The 17,145-nt window shown below is 43.9% G+C and carries 20 protein-coding genes; 16 read left to right on the top strand and 4 right to left on the bottom strand.

Features of this window, described 5'->3' with window-relative positions; genetic code table 11:
• The first annotated feature begins 6 nt into the window (after window positions 1-6).
• The 3 genes from ACED25_RS14070 (at window position 7) to ACED25_RS14080 (ending at window position 1,813) form a co-directional block, all read left to right on the top strand.
• Window positions 7-1,143 carry a PcfJ domain-containing protein gene (locus ACED25_RS14070; RefSeq protein WP_371695477.1) on the top strand — a complete coding sequence of 379 codons (1,137 nt, stop codon included), beginning with the start codon at window positions 7-9 and terminating at the stop codon, window positions 1,141-1,143.
• A gap of 18 nt (window positions 1,144-1,161) precedes the next feature.
• Window positions 1,162-1,296: a hypothetical protein gene (locus ACED25_RS14075; protein WP_261875693.1), complete on the top strand. Its 135-nt coding sequence runs from the start codon at window positions 1,162-1,164 to the stop codon at window positions 1,294-1,296.
• 64 nt (window positions 1,297-1,360) lie between these two features.
• Window positions 1,361-1,813, top strand: a complete 453-nt coding sequence (locus ACED25_RS14080; protein ID WP_371695478.1) for a GNAT family N-acetyltransferase — start codon at window positions 1,361-1,363, stop codon at window positions 1,811-1,813.
• 18 nt (window positions 1,814-1,831) lie between these two features.
• Here ACED25_RS14080 and ACED25_RS14085 read toward each other — a convergent pair whose 3' ends face one another.
• Window positions 1,832-2,605 carry a 4'-phosphopantetheinyl transferase gene (locus ACED25_RS14085; RefSeq protein ID WP_371695479.1) on the bottom strand — a complete coding sequence of 258 codons (774 nt, stop codon included), beginning with the start codon at window positions 2,603-2,605 and terminating at the stop codon, window positions 1,832-1,834.
• 239 nt (window positions 2,606-2,844) lie between these two features.
• Between ACED25_RS14085 and ACED25_RS14090 the strand changes: the two genes are divergently transcribed.
• The 5 genes from ACED25_RS14090 to ACED25_RS14110 all read left to right on the top strand — a co-directional run bounded on the left by ACED25_RS14090 (window position 2,845) and on the right by ACED25_RS14110 (window position 9,670).
• Entirely contained in the window at window positions 2,845-3,624 is a 780-nt protein-coding gene (locus ACED25_RS14090; RefSeq protein WP_371695480.1) for an ABC transporter ATP-binding protein, read from the top strand.
• Window positions 3,621-4,559, top strand: a complete 939-nt coding sequence (locus ACED25_RS14095; RefSeq protein ID WP_371695481.1) for an ABC transporter substrate-binding protein — start codon at window positions 3,621-3,623, stop codon at window positions 4,557-4,559. The genes ACED25_RS14090 and ACED25_RS14095 overlap by 4 nt, the downstream gene beginning before the upstream one ends.
• On the top strand, window positions 4,556-6,532 hold the full coding sequence (gene fhuB / locus ACED25_RS14100) for a Fe(3+)-hydroxamate ABC transporter permease FhuB (RefSeq protein ID WP_371695482.1): 1,977 nt from the start codon (window positions 4,556-4,558) through the stop codon (window positions 6,530-6,532). The genes ACED25_RS14095 and fhuB overlap by 4 nt, the downstream gene beginning before the upstream one ends.
• 435 nt (window positions 6,533-6,967) lie before the next feature.
• Entirely contained in the window at window positions 6,968-9,169 is a 2,202-nt protein-coding gene (locus tag ACED25_RS14105; protein ID WP_371695516.1) for a TonB-dependent siderophore receptor, read from the top strand.
• 246 nt (window positions 9,170-9,415) lie between these two features.
• Window positions 9,416-9,670: a DUF3297 family protein gene (locus tag ACED25_RS14110; RefSeq protein ID WP_029223190.1), complete on the top strand. Its 255-nt coding sequence runs from the start codon at window positions 9,416-9,418 to the stop codon at window positions 9,668-9,670.
• A gap of 104 nt (window positions 9,671-9,774) precedes the next feature.
• Here the strand turns inward: ACED25_RS14110 and ACED25_RS14115 are convergent, their stop codons facing one another.
• Entirely contained in the window at window positions 9,775-10,275 is a 501-nt protein-coding gene (locus tag ACED25_RS14115) for a hypothetical protein (RefSeq protein WP_371695483.1), read from the bottom strand.
• 177 nt (window positions 10,276-10,452) lie between these two features.
• Window positions 10,453-11,166 (bottom strand): membrane lipoprotein lipid attachment site-containing protein, encoded by a 714-nt coding sequence (locus tag ACED25_RS14120; protein WP_371695484.1) that lies wholly within the window; start codon window positions 11,164-11,166, stop codon window positions 10,453-10,455.
• A 511-nt stretch (window positions 11,167-11,677) separates the two neighbouring features.
• On the opposite strand from ACED25_RS14120, the gene ACED25_RS14125 reads away from it, so the two are divergent.
• From ACED25_RS14125 to ACED25_RS14160, 8 genes are all read left to right on the top strand, one after another.
• The gene (locus ACED25_RS14125; RefSeq protein WP_371695485.1) at window positions 11,678-12,142 is read left to right on the top strand and encodes an ASCH domain-containing protein; all 465 of its coding nucleotides are present in this window, start codon (window positions 11,678-11,680) and stop codon (window positions 12,140-12,142) included.
• A 95-nt stretch (window positions 12,143-12,237) separates the two neighbouring features.
• The gene (locus ACED25_RS14130) at window positions 12,238-13,182 is read left to right on the top strand and encodes a D-2-hydroxyacid dehydrogenase family protein (protein ID WP_371695486.1); all 945 of its coding nucleotides are present in this window, start codon (window positions 12,238-12,240) and stop codon (window positions 13,180-13,182) included.
• 39 nt (window positions 13,183-13,221) lie between these two features.
• Window positions 13,222-13,722, top strand: coding sequence for an N-acetyltransferase family protein (locus ACED25_RS14135; RefSeq protein ID WP_371695487.1), 501 nt, complete (start codon window positions 13,222-13,224; stop codon window positions 13,720-13,722).
• Between the two features lie 43 nt (window positions 13,723-13,765).
• On the top strand, window positions 13,766-14,272 hold the full coding sequence (locus ACED25_RS14140; protein WP_029223189.1) for an HAD family hydrolase: 507 nt from the start codon (window positions 13,766-13,768) through the stop codon (window positions 14,270-14,272).
• A complete protein-coding gene (locus tag ACED25_RS14145; protein WP_371695488.1) occupies window positions 14,265-14,861 on the top strand; it encodes a class I SAM-dependent methyltransferase in 597 nt (198 codons plus the stop codon). The genes ACED25_RS14140 and ACED25_RS14145 overlap by 8 nt, the downstream gene beginning before the upstream one ends.
• Before the next feature lie 113 nt (window positions 14,862-14,974).
• Window positions 14,975-15,355 carry an STAS/SEC14 domain-containing protein gene (locus tag ACED25_RS14150; RefSeq protein WP_371695489.1) on the top strand — a complete coding sequence of 127 codons (381 nt, stop codon included), beginning with the start codon at window positions 14,975-14,977 and terminating at the stop codon, window positions 15,353-15,355.
• 165 nt (window positions 15,356-15,520) lie between these two features.
• The gene (locus ACED25_RS14155; RefSeq protein ID WP_135381708.1) at window positions 15,521-16,114 is read left to right on the top strand and encodes a DUF1471 domain-containing protein; all 594 of its coding nucleotides are present in this window, start codon (window positions 15,521-15,523) and stop codon (window positions 16,112-16,114) included.
• 165 nt (window positions 16,115-16,279) lie between these two features.
• Window positions 16,280-16,681 carry an NUDIX domain-containing protein gene (locus ACED25_RS14160; protein WP_137002088.1) on the top strand — a complete coding sequence of 134 codons (402 nt, stop codon included), beginning with the start codon at window positions 16,280-16,282 and terminating at the stop codon, window positions 16,679-16,681.
• Window positions 16,682-16,734: 53 nt separating this feature from the next.
• On the opposite strand, the gene ACED25_RS14165 is transcribed toward ACED25_RS14160, so the two are convergent.
• On the bottom strand, window positions 16,735-17,136 hold the full coding sequence (locus ACED25_RS14165; protein ID WP_004733901.1) for a YkgJ family cysteine cluster protein: 402 nt from the start codon (window positions 17,134-17,136) through the stop codon (window positions 16,735-16,737).
• Window positions 17,137-17,145: the final 9 nt, after the last annotated feature.

The raw sequence follows: 17,145 nt of genomic DNA on the forward strand, positions 1-17,145 counted from the left end.
GCATCAATGACAGCACTACTCACCATTCCTACTAGGACGTTAGGTTTCGACTACGATATTGAGATCCGAGATTGGTCTCAAAAGCTTGTCGGCTTTCATGTGTTTGAAGATGGTCGACGCCCGCTCGATGGTGGCATTGGGCTGAGCCTAAACCTTGTTGAGCAGTTTGATAAGAATGGTCGTTGGTTGGATTCATTGCCTGCTCGTTATCGTGAGATCACTGACGATTTTCCTGAGTATCAATATCAAATGCTATGGTTGGCTGCGAACACTTATGAGGCAGCACAACTGCTTGAGTTAAGACCGGTTATCTTGGCGCTAATCTGCATGAAACACAGTGTCGATAACAAGAAAGCATTGGAACTGAGTCGCCTAGGACAAAAGAGAATCTTAGCCAAATTGGGCTTAGACAGTAGTAAAGCGACCCTTAAATTTATCGATAAGCTAGAGCTGCATTACGACATCGGTGATGAGCTTGACCACATTGTTCGCATTCTCGAGCCGCTGCAAAGACGTGTGCTCAAATTCAAACATTACTCTAAAGTAGGCTACACAGCGCTGCGTTTGGATCAGGTTCATCCGTTTTTAACCGGCAGTCGATTAGGTATTGCAATGGTTGAAGAGGGAAGGCTCAATGCGCCTTCAAAGATGGCCATGTTCCAAGACGCGATTTTACTGGGTCAAGATTTGGAGATGGACGATCCATTGCGTGCCATCACCAGTCAAAATTCCTTTGCTATGTTTGAGCAACTGCATGATAGATGGACAGAACAGCGTCAGTTACGCCGTCTAGAAGGGAATCGCCCTGTGGACATGGACATCCCTTATCCTGTTCCTTTACTTGGTAATGACAACATTCATCCGCTTACTGATTACTACGACCTTGAGCAAGAGGGCGTGGAACAAAAACATTGTATTGGCGTCTATCACAATCGAATCATGAGCGACCGCTATGTGGTGTTTCGAATGCTCAAGCCTCAGCGCTTAACCATTGGCCTACGTCGTGTTCCAAGCAAAGCCTTTCCGTTTGAAATTGACCAGATTTGTGGGAAACGAAATGCACCGCCATCCGAGTCTGCTCGCCAAGTTATTCATGATTGGTTAGAAGCGAGTAAGCAAAAGCATCCGAAGCAATACCTGTGAAGTAAAGGGATGACTCATATGTATCAACAAGGCGATTTATGTCCGCATTGTGGTTTGATTATTGTCATGCCAACAGATTTGCAAGCCGAATGCTTAGGGTGTGGCGAAGAGATCAATCAAGACCCTGCAGACGATTACGACGAAGAAGAGTAATTTTACCTACACTGATATAAACCAAGGCTAGGATGGCCGTATTAGCCCTTCAAAGGACGGAAACATGCAGAAAGTAATCTTTAGAAATTGCGATGAAAGTTCGCCATATTGGAGTGAATTAGAGCGCTTGTTTCAAAGTGAATGGTCGGATTTTAAGTTTAAAGATACCTATAAAGACTGCGTACAACTCCCTCCAGTAATAGTAGCGCTTCGCGATAATGTGGTCATTGGTGGCTTGGCGTATTCCCATTTTCAGGAACCTCATCAAGTAAGAGATGTGGTTTGGATTAATGCTGTTTATGTTGATGCTCAATGGCGTGGCCAAGGTATTGCAAGTGAATTGATTAATCGTGGTGTTGAACAAATGCCAGTTTACTATCAATCTCAATCCTCGAAGGATTCAACGTCTAACTTGTACGCCTATACCAATATTGCGCCTTTGTACCTTTCTCTTGGTTGGTCAATCGTCGAGATTGAAACCGAACCCAATCATCACGTCATGAGCATTTTGTTTTAGATTAAAACTAAATAGTCGCTATGTATCTGCCGAGTAGTAACACACCGTCAGATACGCGTTCTGTTGTGCTAAGTAGTCGTATTGGCAAATTACGCTTCTCGAATCATCATGACTCTCTGAATCCGAAATCTGCGAAGTAATATATTTGGACAATTCGAATTCAACTGTGTCTTCGTCAATTTTGGTCAATGTTGCCGAATTAAAATCCAGTCCTCTTCTAACAAAGCGAGCCAATGCTTTGTAAATGGCCTCCTTCGCCGAAAACAGCAATGTCACAGCTTCTGTTCGAGTTAATCCATACTTCACCACCAAATCGACCTCTTGAACGGTTACGACCATGTTCTCGATATCATCACAAATTTCACTGGAGATTCGTTGTTGGATATCGATCCCAATGTTTTCTCTGTTCACATTAGAAGAAGGTAAAACTCCAACAGCGGCTATGTCGTCACTATGGGAAATAGAACCAATGACATCACTTGGCAGACGTGGACTTCGGTCGATATTCTGTTCAAGGGCCTGATGTGGGAAGCCTAGGTTTTGTAATTCCCTCGCGACCAAATAACGTCCCGCAAAATACTCCGCCTTTCTTTTGTCGACCGATTGAGCGATCGCGATAGGGCAGTACACGTTTGTTATATCAAACAGATTGTCGTCAAAGCTTTGTAGAGCAAACTGCGCGACATGGACTTCAATACCCTTAGCTTTGCAGATCCATTCTTTTTGAAAGTTAAATTCGGCCACAATAAATGGATGATCCGTTGGTAGTGGACGAAAGGTGTTGTTCATCATTAGCTTAACCATTTTGCAACAAGGTGAATAATCAATAATAAGCATCCATTATTCATGGTAAGGACTCTAACCCTCTAAAAAATAGGGGAAAAGGTCGTATGGCATATAGTTTAATCTAAATGAAAATCGTTTGCATTAGGGTTTTTGCAAGTGTATAAATGTTTGTCTGTTAATGATTTTATGAATATGTTCGTATTTCATTAATTTTTTAGTGAATGATGTGTTTTAAGGTTGAAGGTATGCTCGAAGCAAAGGGACTCGGTTTCAGTGTAGGGGATAAGCAATTGCTCAAGACATTCAATGTGTCGTTTGAGCAAGGAAAAATCTACGCTTTGGTTGGGCATAATGGCTCGGGGAAATCGACCTTATTAAAGTTGCTAGCGAAGCAACAGCACGCCACTTCAGGCGATATTTTCCTGAAAGATAAACCGGTCGCTAAATGGTCGGATAAGGACTTCGCACAACAAATTGCTTACTTACCTCAACATTTACCTGTAACCGACAGTTTATCCGGCAAAGACCTGGTGAGCTTTGGTCGCTACCCTTGGCACGGCTTATTGGGTCGACTTTCAAGTAAAGATAAGCAGTATGTTGAAGAGGCGATGCAACTTACCGACACAGCGCAATACGCTGATCGTTTGGTGGATACTTTATCGGGTGGTGAACGCCAACGTGTGTGGCTCGCGATGCTGTTGGCTCAACGCACCAAATACCTTTTGCTGGATGAGCCTTTAGCCGCGCTCGATATCGGCCATCAGATTGAAATGCTGACATTGATTAAGCGTCTGAGTAAAACATTAGAGATTGGCGTGATCATTGTGATACACGACATCAATATGGCTGCACGTTTCTGCGACCACATTATTGCCTTACATAGCGGTGAACTATTAGTCGAAGGTGAGGTTGATGAGGTGTTCAAAGAGTCAATATTGAAAGATATCTATGGTGTGCCTATGCACATTACTCAACACTCTGCGGGTTACCCAGTCGCGATGCCTGGTGATTTGGAGCCAGCATGATGCTTAAACAGTCTTTCCAATCAATATTACATCGCTCGCACGTCACTCGTAATCTTATTTCAAGAGTCGTCATATCGAGCGTACTGGTATTTTCTCCACTTGCGTTAGCCAATCAAGATACATCTGAGTTGAATGATGGCGATCGACCTCGATTAGTTTCCATCGATTGGACTCACACTGAAACGCTTTTGGCGTTGGGCGTTACACCTATTGCTGTCGCGCAAATACCCGATTACAACTCGTGGGTAAAGTCTCCTCAAATTCCCCCAACTGTTGCGGATGTTGGCTTACGAACGCAACCAAACCTTGAACGTATTCATGAGCTCAAACCCGACAAGATATTACTCTCTCCAATGTTTTCAACGTTGGAGACTCAACTTAGCAAAATTGCCCCTGTTACGACCATTGGTTTGTACCGAAGTGGTGATGTTGATTGGTCAGCGCTAGAAACGGTTACTCGAAAGCTAGCAGAAGTCTCTGAGAAACAACCTCAAGCTGAAGTTTTGATTCAGAAAGCGAACACTGAAATGGATCGTTTAGGATCTTTGCTACCCAACAGTGCTCCTGCAATGTTGATGGTGCAATTCATGGACACTAATCACGTTCGCGTCTTTGGGGATAACAGCCTATACAAAGCCTCAGTAAACAAGATTGGCCTTGAATCAGCATGGAAAGAGCAAACCAACGCTTGGGGTTACAGTTTGGTTGGTGTCGATCAGCTTATTGGCGTTAAAGGACAAATCGTGATTATTTCGCCAATGCCAGCAGGAACTAAAGAGAGCCTTAAAGCAAATCAGTTTTGGCAATACATTGTGAAAGAGTCGGGCTACCCCGCGTTACAAGTTCCAGCGGTGTGGAGCTTCGGTGCGATACCTTCTGCAACACGCTTTGCGCGCTTCATTGTCTCTGAATTGAACCAAGGAGACGTGCTATGAGAGTTCTCTCGTTAGGTGTTATGACTCTTTTATTGGTTTCTACACTGGTGTTAATAGGCCAACACCTATCTGTCCCTCAGTTCGGACTGAGCCGATTTTCTAGTTTGTGGAGCGCTGATTTCACTTCTCCAGACTCAGTGAAACTGCATTTAGCTTGGTGGCCGAGGTTATTCACTACATTGCTATCTGGCGCAGCGTTGGCAGTTGCGGGTGTCTTGATGCAACAGGTGCTCAGAAACCCTTTGGCTTCACCGTCTACGTTAGGTGTCGCGAGTGGTTCGAGCTTTGCACTTATGTTAGCGACGCTTTACGCCCCTTGGCTTTTAGAGTGGTCTTATTCGCTGGTGGCGTTTGTTGGTGGCGTAACTACCATTGGTTTGGTGTTTGCTTTGTCTTGGCGACGAGCTTTGTCTCCAACTGTGGTGATTGTATCTGGCTTAGTCGTGAACCTCTATTTTGGCGCTGTGAGTACTGTATTATTGATGGTGAACCAAGACAAACTGAATGGCTTAATGATTTGGGGCGCAGGTTCATTGGTTCAAACCGGATGGGAAGATGTTCAGTACTTGGCTCCGCGCTTAGCGATTGCGACTCTGATGGCGTTTCTGTTCGTAAAACCACTGAGTTTGCTCCAGTTATCAGAGCAGGGCGCTATGAGCTTAGGTGTTTCGTTACCGAAATTGAGAGTTGGTTGTTTAGGGTTAGCCGTATTGTTGACGGCTTGGGTTGTCAGTGCTGTGGGTGTAATTGGATTCGTTGGTTTAGCGGCCCCCGCATTAGCACGCTTGATGGGTGTGCACCGTTTAGTTCCTAAGTTATTGGTATCTATGGTGTTAGGCGGCTTGTTGTTAAGCCTTACCGATCTGCTGATTCAACAACTACCAGGCATCATGTCGATGTTTATACCGACAGGTGCTGCAACGGCTGCATTGGGTGCTCCATTGTTGTTGTGGTTGCTGCCCAAGTTGTCCATGAAAAGTCAGTCACAAACACAAACTGTATTAACGCGTCATAAGGAAGTAGCTTCTCGCTTAAACAAGCATTCAGTGGTATTGGCCGGCTTGTTTATTGTGCTGTCGCTGGTCGTGTTCAGTTTGTTCTCGGTACAAACTGAAGGTTGGAATTGGTTATTTCAAACTCAAGACTGGGCAATGCTCGAATGGCGTTTACCTCGATTAACAGCAGCGGCATTGGCGGGAGGCATGTTGGCAGTCGCTGGTACGATCGTTCAGCGTTTGAGTGGCAACCCAATGGCTAGTCCAGAAGTGATTGGTATCAGTTCTGGTACTGCATTAGGTTTGATCATCGCAATCTTTGCGGGCTTTGGAAGCAGCGTGGTTGGGCTTTATGTCGGTGGCTTTATTGGCGCGGTCTGCACTTTGGGCATCATTGTCGTGCTTAATCAAAAGTCGGGCTTCCAACCGGAAAGAGTATTACTAACAGGCGTTGCGATAACGGCACTGATGAACGCTGTGCAAAGTTTTGTATTGGCAGGTGGCGACCCAAGAAGTTATCAAGTTCTGGCTTGGTTGGCAGGTTCAACGTATTACGTCACCGAGGCAACACTCGTTCCGTTACTGGTATCTTCAGTTGTATTTATCTCGTTAGGTTTCCTCTGTGCGCGATGGTTGGATGTGTTGCCATTAGGGCAGGCGAGTGCGCAATCTCTCGGTATCAATGTATCAAGATCTCGAATTCTATTGTTGGTGCTGGTGGCATGTTTAACCGTGAGCGCAACACTGGTGGTGGGCCCGTTAAGCTTTATCGGTTTGATGGCTCCACACATGGCGAGATTATTTGGTTATAGCCGTGCTAAAGAGCATCTGATCTGTTCTTCGTTAATTGGTATGGCACTGATGTTGTTCTCGGATTGGCTTGGTAGACAGTGGCTTTACCCACAGGAGATCCCAGCAGGCTTGGTGGCTTCGATTATCGGTGGCATGTACTTGATGTGGGGCTTAAGAAGGTTATAGCTTAGTCGCTTGCAGTCGCTTGCAGTCGCTTGCAGTCGCTGTAGTTACTTGTAGCGACTACTGAACGCTTGTTAACGGGTGTCTGTTGAATGAACGGGTTGAGCTTCTAGAGGCCAAGACTAAATAACAAGATTATCGTACCTGGTTTATACGGAATCGTCTCTTTCTATATTGATAATGATAATCACAACAATAACTAGTTGGTCATTTCAACGAAGACGCTGAACGTATTCTAAAAATGGATAACGGCAATCTTATTGAGTTGAGTAAAGGGCGTTTAGCTCAAGCGCACCAAGCACTAGAAAGTGTTGTCGCGTGAGTTTTTAAGAGCCTAGTTAGGTTCAAGAACAAATGATTTAAAAGTAAAAATCATTTGTTCTTTTTTGCAATTGGTTCATAGCCGTATTGAAGGAGAAATATATGAATCGGCACTTTATGCGCACCCCAACAGCACTTGCGGTCGCTTTAGTTATATCGTCAGGATTGGTTCAGGCAAAAGAGGATGAAACCGTTGTTGTTATTGGACAGCAGCTTGAAGACAGCTCAATAGGTCCAGATTTTAGTTACGTTGGATTAAGTAGTCGCACGGCAACCAAAACAGACGTTGCGATAGGCGGGACACCACGTGCGATCTCTATTGTGACTCGTGAACAGATGGACGACCGAGCGTCAATCAGTATTGCAGATGCATTACAGTACACGCCGAGTATTCAAGCGAACTACTTCGGTGAAGACAATAAGCAAGATTGGTTTGTTATCCGTGGCTTTAAGCAAGCTAACAGTGGTTTGTATCAAGATGGTACGCGTTTGTATTCATCGGGTTTTTACAGCTGGCAAATCGACCCGTTTGGATTGGAGCGTGTAGAAATTCTGCGTGGTCCTGGCTCTGCGTTATACGGTCAAACCCCTCCGGGTGGTGTTATTAGCGTAATCAGTAAGCGTCCACAGTTTGATGGTGGCTCGGGTCAGTTTGCTATCGAATACGGTACTGATGATCGCAAGCAAATTAGTTTAGATGTGAACTCTGAAGTTAACGATAACATGGCGTTTCGCTTGCAAGCACTTGGTCGTAAAAATGGCAGCCGTGTCGATGGTGTAGAGGCTGAACGCATTTTTATCGCTCCTTCTCTGGCTTACAAATTTACAGACGATACTAAAATTACGGTGCTAACTAGTTACCAAAAGGATGACTCTGACCCATACCTACAATTCTTACCGATGGAAGGGACGCTAACGTCAAATCCAAATGGAAAAATCAGTGATAGCCGGGCATTGGGAAATACAGATTGGGAGACGTTTGAGCGTGAACAAATCTCGATAGGTTATGAATTTGAACATCACTTTAATGACCGTACCTACTTAATGCAAAACGTTCGTTACAGCCAAATGGACATAAACCTACGTCAAATGTATTACTCGCGGTATATTGGTGACACAGCTCTAGCACCTTACGATCCAACCCGTTCTTCTATTATCCGACAAGCATCGACGGAAGAGGGGACATCCGATGCGTTTAATATCGATAATCGTTTGATCCATAAATTTACAACGGGTTCGGTAGAACACACCTTGTTGACTGGTATTGATTACCAAAGCATCGATATTGATAGTAAAGATTACGCGGCTGATCCAATTATTGGTGACGGAAACCGTCTTCTACCTGTACCCGGTGTGGGAAATATTCCTAGCCCTATTTTTAACGTGTTCAATCCGTCATATAGCACAAATGTAGCTTTGTTGAATCCAACAACGTTTGCGCCACTTGATGAATCAGATCGTCAAACCACTAAAACGAAAAATAATCAATTAGGCGTCTATTTACAAGACCAAATGATGATTGCGGATAAGTGGGCAGTACAAATCGGTGTTCGTTACGACGATTCCCAAAACAAGACACATAACACGACTACTGGCGCCAAAACTAAGGTCGATAGCGAAGAGTGGACAACCAACTTCGGTGTTGCTTACCTGATGGATAGTGGTTTTACACCTTATGCGAGCTATGCTCAGTCGTTTAACCCCATTATTCAGCTTGACCAAAATGGTAATCCAGCGAAACCGGAACGTGGCGAGCAATATGAAGTGGGTTTGAAATATCAACCGCGTAGTTTTGACGGTTACTTCAACATTGCTGCGTTTGAAGTATCGAAAGAAAACTTAGTGCGTCAGGTTGCCGGTCAGCTAACGCAAATTGGTGAAGTTCGTAACCGGGGGCTTGAATTAGAAGCCGTTGCAAACGTGACTGAAGCATTGACTTTGATTGGTAACGTTTCATTCATCGATTCTGAAATAACGGAAGATGCTACAAGCAGCAATGTAGGAAATACGCCGTCACAAATTGCTGACCAACTGGCTTCTGCTTGGGCAAACTATCGTTTCCTAAATGGTCCATTAGATGGCTTAACGATTGGTGCGGGTGCTCGTTATGTTGGTGATTCTTACGCCGACAACACTGAGACGAACAAAGTGTCTTCTTACACATTGTTTGACGCAACATTGAGCTATCGTATTGAAGACTATAAGTTCCAAGTTGCAGCGAAAAACTTAGCAGACAAAGAGTACGTTGCGACGTGTGATTACTACTGTTTCTACGGTGATCGTCGTAACGTCATTGCAAGTGTAACGTACGACTGGTAAGACTGACTAATAAGCACTCAGCTTGTGGGCTGGGTGCTTTTATTAAGTTCATCATTTTTCTTCTTATTAACAATGCATAACTCTGTTAAATTTTCGTTGAAACTCATGCCTATATCGCCTTTAAATCAAACAACTCGCTGTTGATTAAAACGATCTCTACGATTTATTGCACCAGTTGTTGAGCACTAAGCCTATATTGACTAGAATGACGCACTTTTTTTATTTACGTACATACAGGTAATGAACATGAGCGATACTAATTCAAGACCAGCTTTACCAGATCATCTTGCAGGTAACCCACGCAGCCCACACCACGTAGCTGAGTGTTTCGAATACCCAATCGGCATTCGTCTAAATGGTAAAGAGCGTACTGATGTTGAAGAATACTGCATCAGCGAAGGTTGGGTTAAGATCCCTTCTCCTAAAGCGCTAGATCGTTTTGGTCAGCCAATGCTTATTACTCTTAAAGGCACAGTAGAAGCTTTCTACATCGAAGATTAATCACTTCGTGTAACTCGATAATGTCGAGTACAAAACGCTGTTATATAGAAGGGTCTAGAGAAATCTAGGTCCTTTTTGTTTGCGTATGATTCCTTAAGTCGACTTTACCATGCGATACCTGCACCAATCGAAAACTCGACGTCTTCACCTTCTGCTTTATCAAAACCTGCGGTTACAACAAAGCCACTGTCCATAATATAGGTTGCACCTAAGCCACCGACTTGTTTGGTTGAGCTATCAGAGAACTCGCGGCTATCTAAAGTGACGTCCGTGTGGGTACGCTTGATCCCGTAACCTGGGGTGATGTACAAGTTTTCGGTGATACCAATAGGGGCGTGAAACTGATATTCGTTGTCGCGTTGTTTGTATTCGTATGATTCTTCATCTTCGTTATAAGCCGAGCGAGTAAACTCGATGCCATAACCGATGCTTCCCGGACCACGATATTTGATGTAAGAAGCAGACCAATCTCTCCACCCTCGTTCAGCTGATAGGCCAAATGTTATCGCAGTTTCTTCTTGGTTTTGTTCATTGGCTTGTGCGTTAGACATAGTGAACAGCAAGACAGCGGCTAATGTCAGAAGGGGAAACTTTTTGATGGTCATTGGATCTCTCGCTTATGTATACAAAATATCGGCGAATTCAAAGTACTGAATGCCAGTAAATTAGTAACCTAGTCCGGATCTTCCTTGAGCTTTTTAGTTATGTATTCTTGGTTGATGCTTGATCGGCATCCTCTTGGATTTGAGGATGCCTTTTTGATATGGGATTGGTGATAAGTATTACTTCAAAGTACGTAGCTTATTAACCTGCATTTTTGCTCGCACTTTGGTGGCTTGTGCTTGCGACGGCAAGTTGTCTTTAACCTTGTTTTTAATGTCTGCGACAGGGATGAAGTTCCACTGACCGTCGTGATACTTAACCACAAATGTTTCACGGTTCATCTCTTCACGGAACACCCAAACACCATCGTCGAGTCGCTTAAAGTCACCAACTACATTGCCGTTAGTGTCTTTTACTGTCCAAAAGGTATGTTCAGTATCAAGATAAGACTTCTGCTCACCTGAGATCATCTTGTCACCAGAGCTAACCGTGACATAGTTGTCACGAATGATGATTTCACCAACACGCTTATCATCCACGTAGATGCTGTAGAGAGTATGCTCGTCGCTAACCTGCTCTCGAACGGCTGAGACATGGGCATCGCTGTCATCTCGGTTAAAGAAAGGAATGTCTCCCAATTCAGGGATATGAACAAAACCTAAATCAGCTTCATCAATTCTGTCGGCAATACTTTTTGGGTTGCCGTACGTTGGGTCTGCGTTGCCATAACCATTATCACCGTCAAAAGATGGGTCGCCGTTACCAAAAACTGGGTCAATGTTTTTGAAACCATAATCACCATCAAATTGAGGTTGTGCTGGTTCAGAACCACCGCTAGATGAGCAACCTGCTAAAACTGCAGTAAGAACAAGTGCGATAAGTGATTTGTTCATGATATTTCCTATCGTTATTTAATTTCGTAAAGGCAATGTGTGGCTAACCAATCCCACTAGTCGCTGGCCTAACGCACTTAACGCTGTAGGGCTGCTGCATTGCTTGAGGTTGTACGATACGTAAACATCGATGTTGGATAAATAAACTGAACAATAGATTTAACATCACGATTGGTTATGTGTTGTGACTTCGAAAGAATGCTGGTGGGTATGGATAGTGGGCGAAAACTGAGCGTGTAATCGTCTTGCAATGTGGATCTTGAGTGGCTTCAATAGTTCATTAACTGGACAACGTCATACTAATAAACAACAGAGGCAGGTATATCCTGCTTCTGTTTTATTTGGTATCTATTGACAAACATTCCCACCAATATTCTTCTTTCTCAGCCCACATTTTGATATTCACTCGGTTTACAGCAATAACCTGACTTGATAGGTTACTCCCAATGCAGCCAGATGCTTAATCTATAAGTATTTATCGGCTCAACCTAATATTGAATTTGGAAAGATCATGGAAGAAAGAAGCAAAGCTTATCTTGATCACTACCTCAACACATTGCCAGCAGACATTGCCAAGCGATACACCTCCTTTAGTGCTGATTATTACTGCGCCGACGAGTACAACGCCAACCTCTGCGCGCAGTTGATTTTAAAAGGTGAAAAACAAGCGTCCTGCGGCCTTGAACACTGGTATACCCATGAAGGCGAGACGAGACCAGTAGTTGGTCACTTGCAAGTCGTTACCGATTGGGATGGCAAGCCTGTTTGCATTGTTGAGATCACGTCGGTGTCGTCGTGCAAATACAACGAAGTGAGTGCGGAGTTTGCTGCTGCAGAAGGCGAGGGTGACAAAACACTAGAATGGTGGAGAAAAGCACATTGGAACTTCTTCTCTCGTGAATGTGAAGAGCTCAATATAAACCCAAGTGAAGACATGATGTTGGTACTTGAGCGTTTCAAAGTGGTTCATCAATAGTGAAGTCCCAGCGAGTGATGTGTTGATTCGTTAGGCATGGCACTTAGGCTGCTTTTGACTAACGCCAGAAGATTAACATTCACAAGGAGAGTGATGTGAAAATAGCGATATTGGATGACTACCAGAACGTCGTTAAAGACCTCGATTGCTTCAACAAACTCGAACAACACGATGTCACGGTATTTACCCAGACTTATTCAGAGCAAGAGCTCGCCATTAAGTTAGTCTCGTTTGAAGCCATTGTGCTCATTCGTGAAAGAACCGAGATCACCGAATCTTTGTTATCGCAGCTCCCAAACCTCAAGCTGATTAGCCAGACGGGCAAAGTAAGTAACCATATCGACCCGCAAATGTGCGAACGATTTGGTGTTACCGTGTTAGAAGGCCGAGGCTCGCCAGTCGCACCCTCTGAATTATGCTGGGCGTTGATTATGGCTGCATCGCGCCACATTCCTACTTACGCGTCAAACCTTAAGCAAAACCAGTGGCAAGATTCAGGCTCGTTAGGGCTGGGTCGAACATTAAAGGGCCTAAAGCTAGGCATTTGGGGCTATGGAAAGATAGGACGTTGCATCGCGCAATATGCCCAAGCATTTGGAATGGACGTGATGGTGTGGGGAAGCCAAACCTCAAGAGAGCAAGCGCTGGAAGACGGTTTTGAAGCAGCAGAAAACAAACACGCGTTTTTCAGTGACGTAGATGTACTCTCGTTGCACCTACGCTTGAATGACGCCACTAGAGGTTGCGTAACTGCTGAGGATTTGACCTTAATGAAGCCAGACTCACTGTTCGTGAACATCAGTCGTTCAGAGTTGGTTGAGCAAGGCGCTTTATACCGAGAGTTGAGTCTGGCACCAAGCAAACGAGCGGCGATTGATGTTTTTGAAGTAGAGCCCGCTACACTAGAGACTGAACCTCTTTTAGCCTTACCAAACGTCACTGCGACACCGCATTTAGGCTATGTTGAACAAAATAGCTACGAACTCTACTTTGATATCGCCTTCGACAACATTCTGTCCTGTCAAAGGGATGGCATATAGCGATAGAATCTACCCAAAGCAATAAAAAGGTAGAGAAGTATGAGCTTAACAATCAGAGAAGTCGCGGTAGAAGATGCACAAGGCATTATTGATGTATTGAATCCAATCATTATCGAAGCGCGTTATACGATCTTGGATCAGACTTTTACTGTTGATGAAGAAAAGGGATTCATTGAGTCGTTCCCAAAACGTGGTGTGTTTAGCGTTGCAGTCAACGAAACGACCAACCAGTTACTTGGTTTTCAGAATGTCGAACCATTTGCTACTTACACCAAGGCCTTTGACCATGTTGGTATTATTGGTACTTATGTTGATGCAAATAGCCGTGGGCAGGGCGTTGCAAAACAGTTGTTCGATTACACATTCAAATCAGCCAAAGCCAAAGGTTACGAAAAGCTGTTCGCCTATGTAAGAGCAGACAACGAGCGCGCGTTAGCGGTATACCTTAAGCAAGGTTTTGAAATCGTCGGAACGGCTAAAAAACACGGTAAGATTAGCGAACAGTACTTTGACGAGATCCTTCTCGAGAAGTTTTTATAGGCTCGCTTAAACATTAGATAATTCATCGTATGCAGGAGGCAAGATGACAAAGCTAATCGAATTAACAGAAATAGTCTTATTCGACTGGGGCAATACGCTGATGGTCGATTTCCCAGACGCACAAGGGAAGATGTGTGACTGGGAAACCGTACAAGAAGTGAGTGGTGCTCGCGCATTACTTGCTGATCTATCGAAAACTCAACAAGTTTATGTTGCCACCAACGCTGGTGATTCCAGTAAAGACGACATCATTCGAGCCTTTGAGCGTGTTGGCCTTTCTCAATATATATTGGGTTACTTTTGTAAGGCGAGCATTGGCTTTTCTAAGTTCGATTCGGGCTTTTATCCTGCCATCATTTCCAAACTCGGTGTAGCACCACAAGATATCACCATGGTGGGTGACACCTTAGACAAAGACATTTACCCAGCACTTGAAGCGGGTTTGAAAGCGGTGTGGTTGAACACGGAGGGCGCTGATCTTAAGTCAGGGCATCCGAATGTCATGCAAGTTCAATCCCTAAGCGAACTGTTGGAGAAGTACCATGGATGATCACTCTGAGATCTGGCGTCAGTATTACCAAAAGGCACTAAGCAAACCTCATTTAAAGAGAACTGAGTACGCAATTAAACTGAATGAGTCAGGCTTAAATGTTGCGATTGATTGTGGTTGTGGAACAGGTAGTGACATCGCCTTTTTAGAACAGCAAGCGTATCAAGTGTATGGCTTCGACGTTAATCCTGATTCGATTGCACTATGTCGGGATCGTTTTGGTCGCAAATCTTTGGTCGAGATATCTGAAAGTGGATTTGAACACTATGATTACCCGAAATCTGGCGTAGTGATTGCCAATTCGAGTCTGTTTTTTGCTGAGCCAACCCGTTTTGTCGAGGTTTGGCACAATATTGAAAACTGTCTTGAAGTGGGAGGCGTGTTCGCGGGCGATTTCATGGGCGTCGATGACAGTTGGGCACATGGCTATCGAACCCCAACAACGCCGTTAACAAAAGCCAAAGTACTTAGCTTATTCAACGACTTTGAGATAGTACGATTCCATGAGCGAGACGAACAAGCACTCACGTCGCTGGGTAGGATGAAGCATTGGCACACTTATTCGGTTGTTGCGATTAAGCGCTGTTAAAATATCAGTATTTAAAACTCGTTTGGATGCATGTCTGTTTTGACGCCAACCTCTCATCTCTTTGCTGTTTAATCTTCTAAGCTAACTCTAGTTTCTACTATGAGGGCTAGGTTATGAGTATCGAACGTCATGGAATATCGGTTGGCATTGAACGTCTTAGCGGTGAAACCATTGTTGTGTTTAAAGCGAAAGGCAAACTCACACACGATGACTATCAAGCGATGATGCCAATTCTAAATACCACGCTAGAAGAACTCGATTCATCTGAACTCAAGATGCTGGTCGACATCTCCACCTTAACGGGTTGGGAGTTGCGTGCTGCTTGGGATGATTTCAAACTGGGATTAGAGCTCAATTCGAAGATAGACAAAATCGCGATTTATGGTGATAAAAGCTGGCAAGAATTCGCTTCAAAAGTAGGGAGCTGGTTTGTGTCTGGTGAGATTAAGTCATTCGAAGACCATGACTCAGCGCTTAAGTGGCTAGTCGATTAGCGGTTTGATTATTACGAGTGATTAACGTGATGGTTGAGATGTTGTGGTTAACCGTCACGGTTCTATAGCTTATGATTGGCTATTTTAGTCGTAACGATACAAATATATTGTTTCAAAGCAACAGTTTACGTTTGTACTATGCGTTCTTTTTTTGAATAAATTAATATGAATAAAGTTGTTGTAGCTCTTATTGCTTTAGTTGCGTTGAATGCTTGTGTAACGCGAAAAATTCCTGTTATGAAAGAAGCCATGTCTGTCGGTCAGATATCTGAAATTGCTGTACATAACTTAAATTGTACAATGATCGATACTTATACACTTGAAGATTCCCATCCAAATAACGTGATTCCGGCTCTCAAAAACCAAGCATATATGTCCGGCGGAAATCGTTATCGAATAGCGGATGTGCTTGATACTCGCCGTGGACGACCAAGCAGTGTAGTTGCAGAATTTTATCTTTGTCCGACGACTTCATATCAAGTGAAGCCATCGGGAGTAGTTCAATTATTGCCAGGTGCTCATGAAGTTAAGCCTATTGCTTTTGCTGAGATTGAAAACACAGCTTGTAACGTTATTGGCAGCCACGTAGTGCAAGAAACTAATCCTAAGTCAGTGTACACAGAGCTAGCCAATGAAGTATTTATGCGAGGTGGAAATCGCTACCATATTACGAATATTATAGCGACAGACGGGTCAAATCCGACTTCAATTTCCGCTGATGTTTACCGATGTAAGCATCGTTCAGTTGCTTTTAACTAAGTTAGCGTTAAGCGACTAGTTGTGCCGTTTGGAATTCCACTTATAGCAACTTCAATCGGCATTTTTGTTTTCTTTGCTACTTGTTCACATTCGTTATTGTTTAACGGTTTAAAGTTCGTTAGTGTTCGGAAATAACAAATTGTTTAAATAACAAGGTCTAAGAACATGAATAAGGTAATTGATAAGCTGGCTTGGATATTCATCAAAGACGGCAAGTTGTTGATGGTGAGATCAAAAGGCAAAGAACTGTTCTACCTACCGGGTGGTAAGCGTGAAGCTGGCGAAAGTGACGAACAAGCACTGGTTCGCGAAATCAAAGAAGAGATCTCAGTTGATTTAGTGCCTGATTCCATCAAATACGTTGAGACGTTTACAGGCCAAGCTGATGGAAAAGCGGAAGGCGTATCGGTGCAATTGACTTGTTATCTTGCTGATTATACGGGCGAACTGTCTCCAGATGCCGAAATTGAAGAGCTTAAGTTTGTGGATGGCAACGACAAAGCGGTATGTTCATTGGCGGCGCTGGTTGCGCTTGATTGGTTAGAAGCGAACCAGTATTTGGCTTAAGGTTTTAGCTGATATTAGCTCATGCTGAAGATTGAACTTCAAAAGATCATCGCTTACGAATAGCTTGAAGGGCGGCTGTCTTTCATCAACAGGTCGAGTTTCCTTTGAGCTTTCTTCGTGTCTTGTAAATCTACCACCTCAATCATTTCACACTCATCTCGTACCATCTCATTAATCAGGCTTGGATAGTGTCTGCAATCTTCTGGTCGGTCTAAGTAGATGCTGCATGTGTACTTGGCTTGAGCCTTGGTGTCTTTCGTCGGAACCAGCTCTAGAAAAGGGCAGCGAGTTAAACGTTCGCCAGATTCAGGGTCAAACCATATCTCGCTTCCTCGAACATATTCAAAGATATCTGGGTTGAACAGCTCCCACAAATCGATCTCTTCTTGCGTTGCGGCAAGGTCACCATCTCCGTATTTGATACAGCATTTCCCGCATTGATTACAATTTTTCATTAGTGACTT

It is taken from the genome of Vibrio sp. 1F263 (assembly GCF_041439035.1).
Lineage (GTDB): Bacteria > Pseudomonadota > Gammaproteobacteria > Enterobacterales > Vibrionaceae > Vibrio > Vibrio tasmaniensis_A.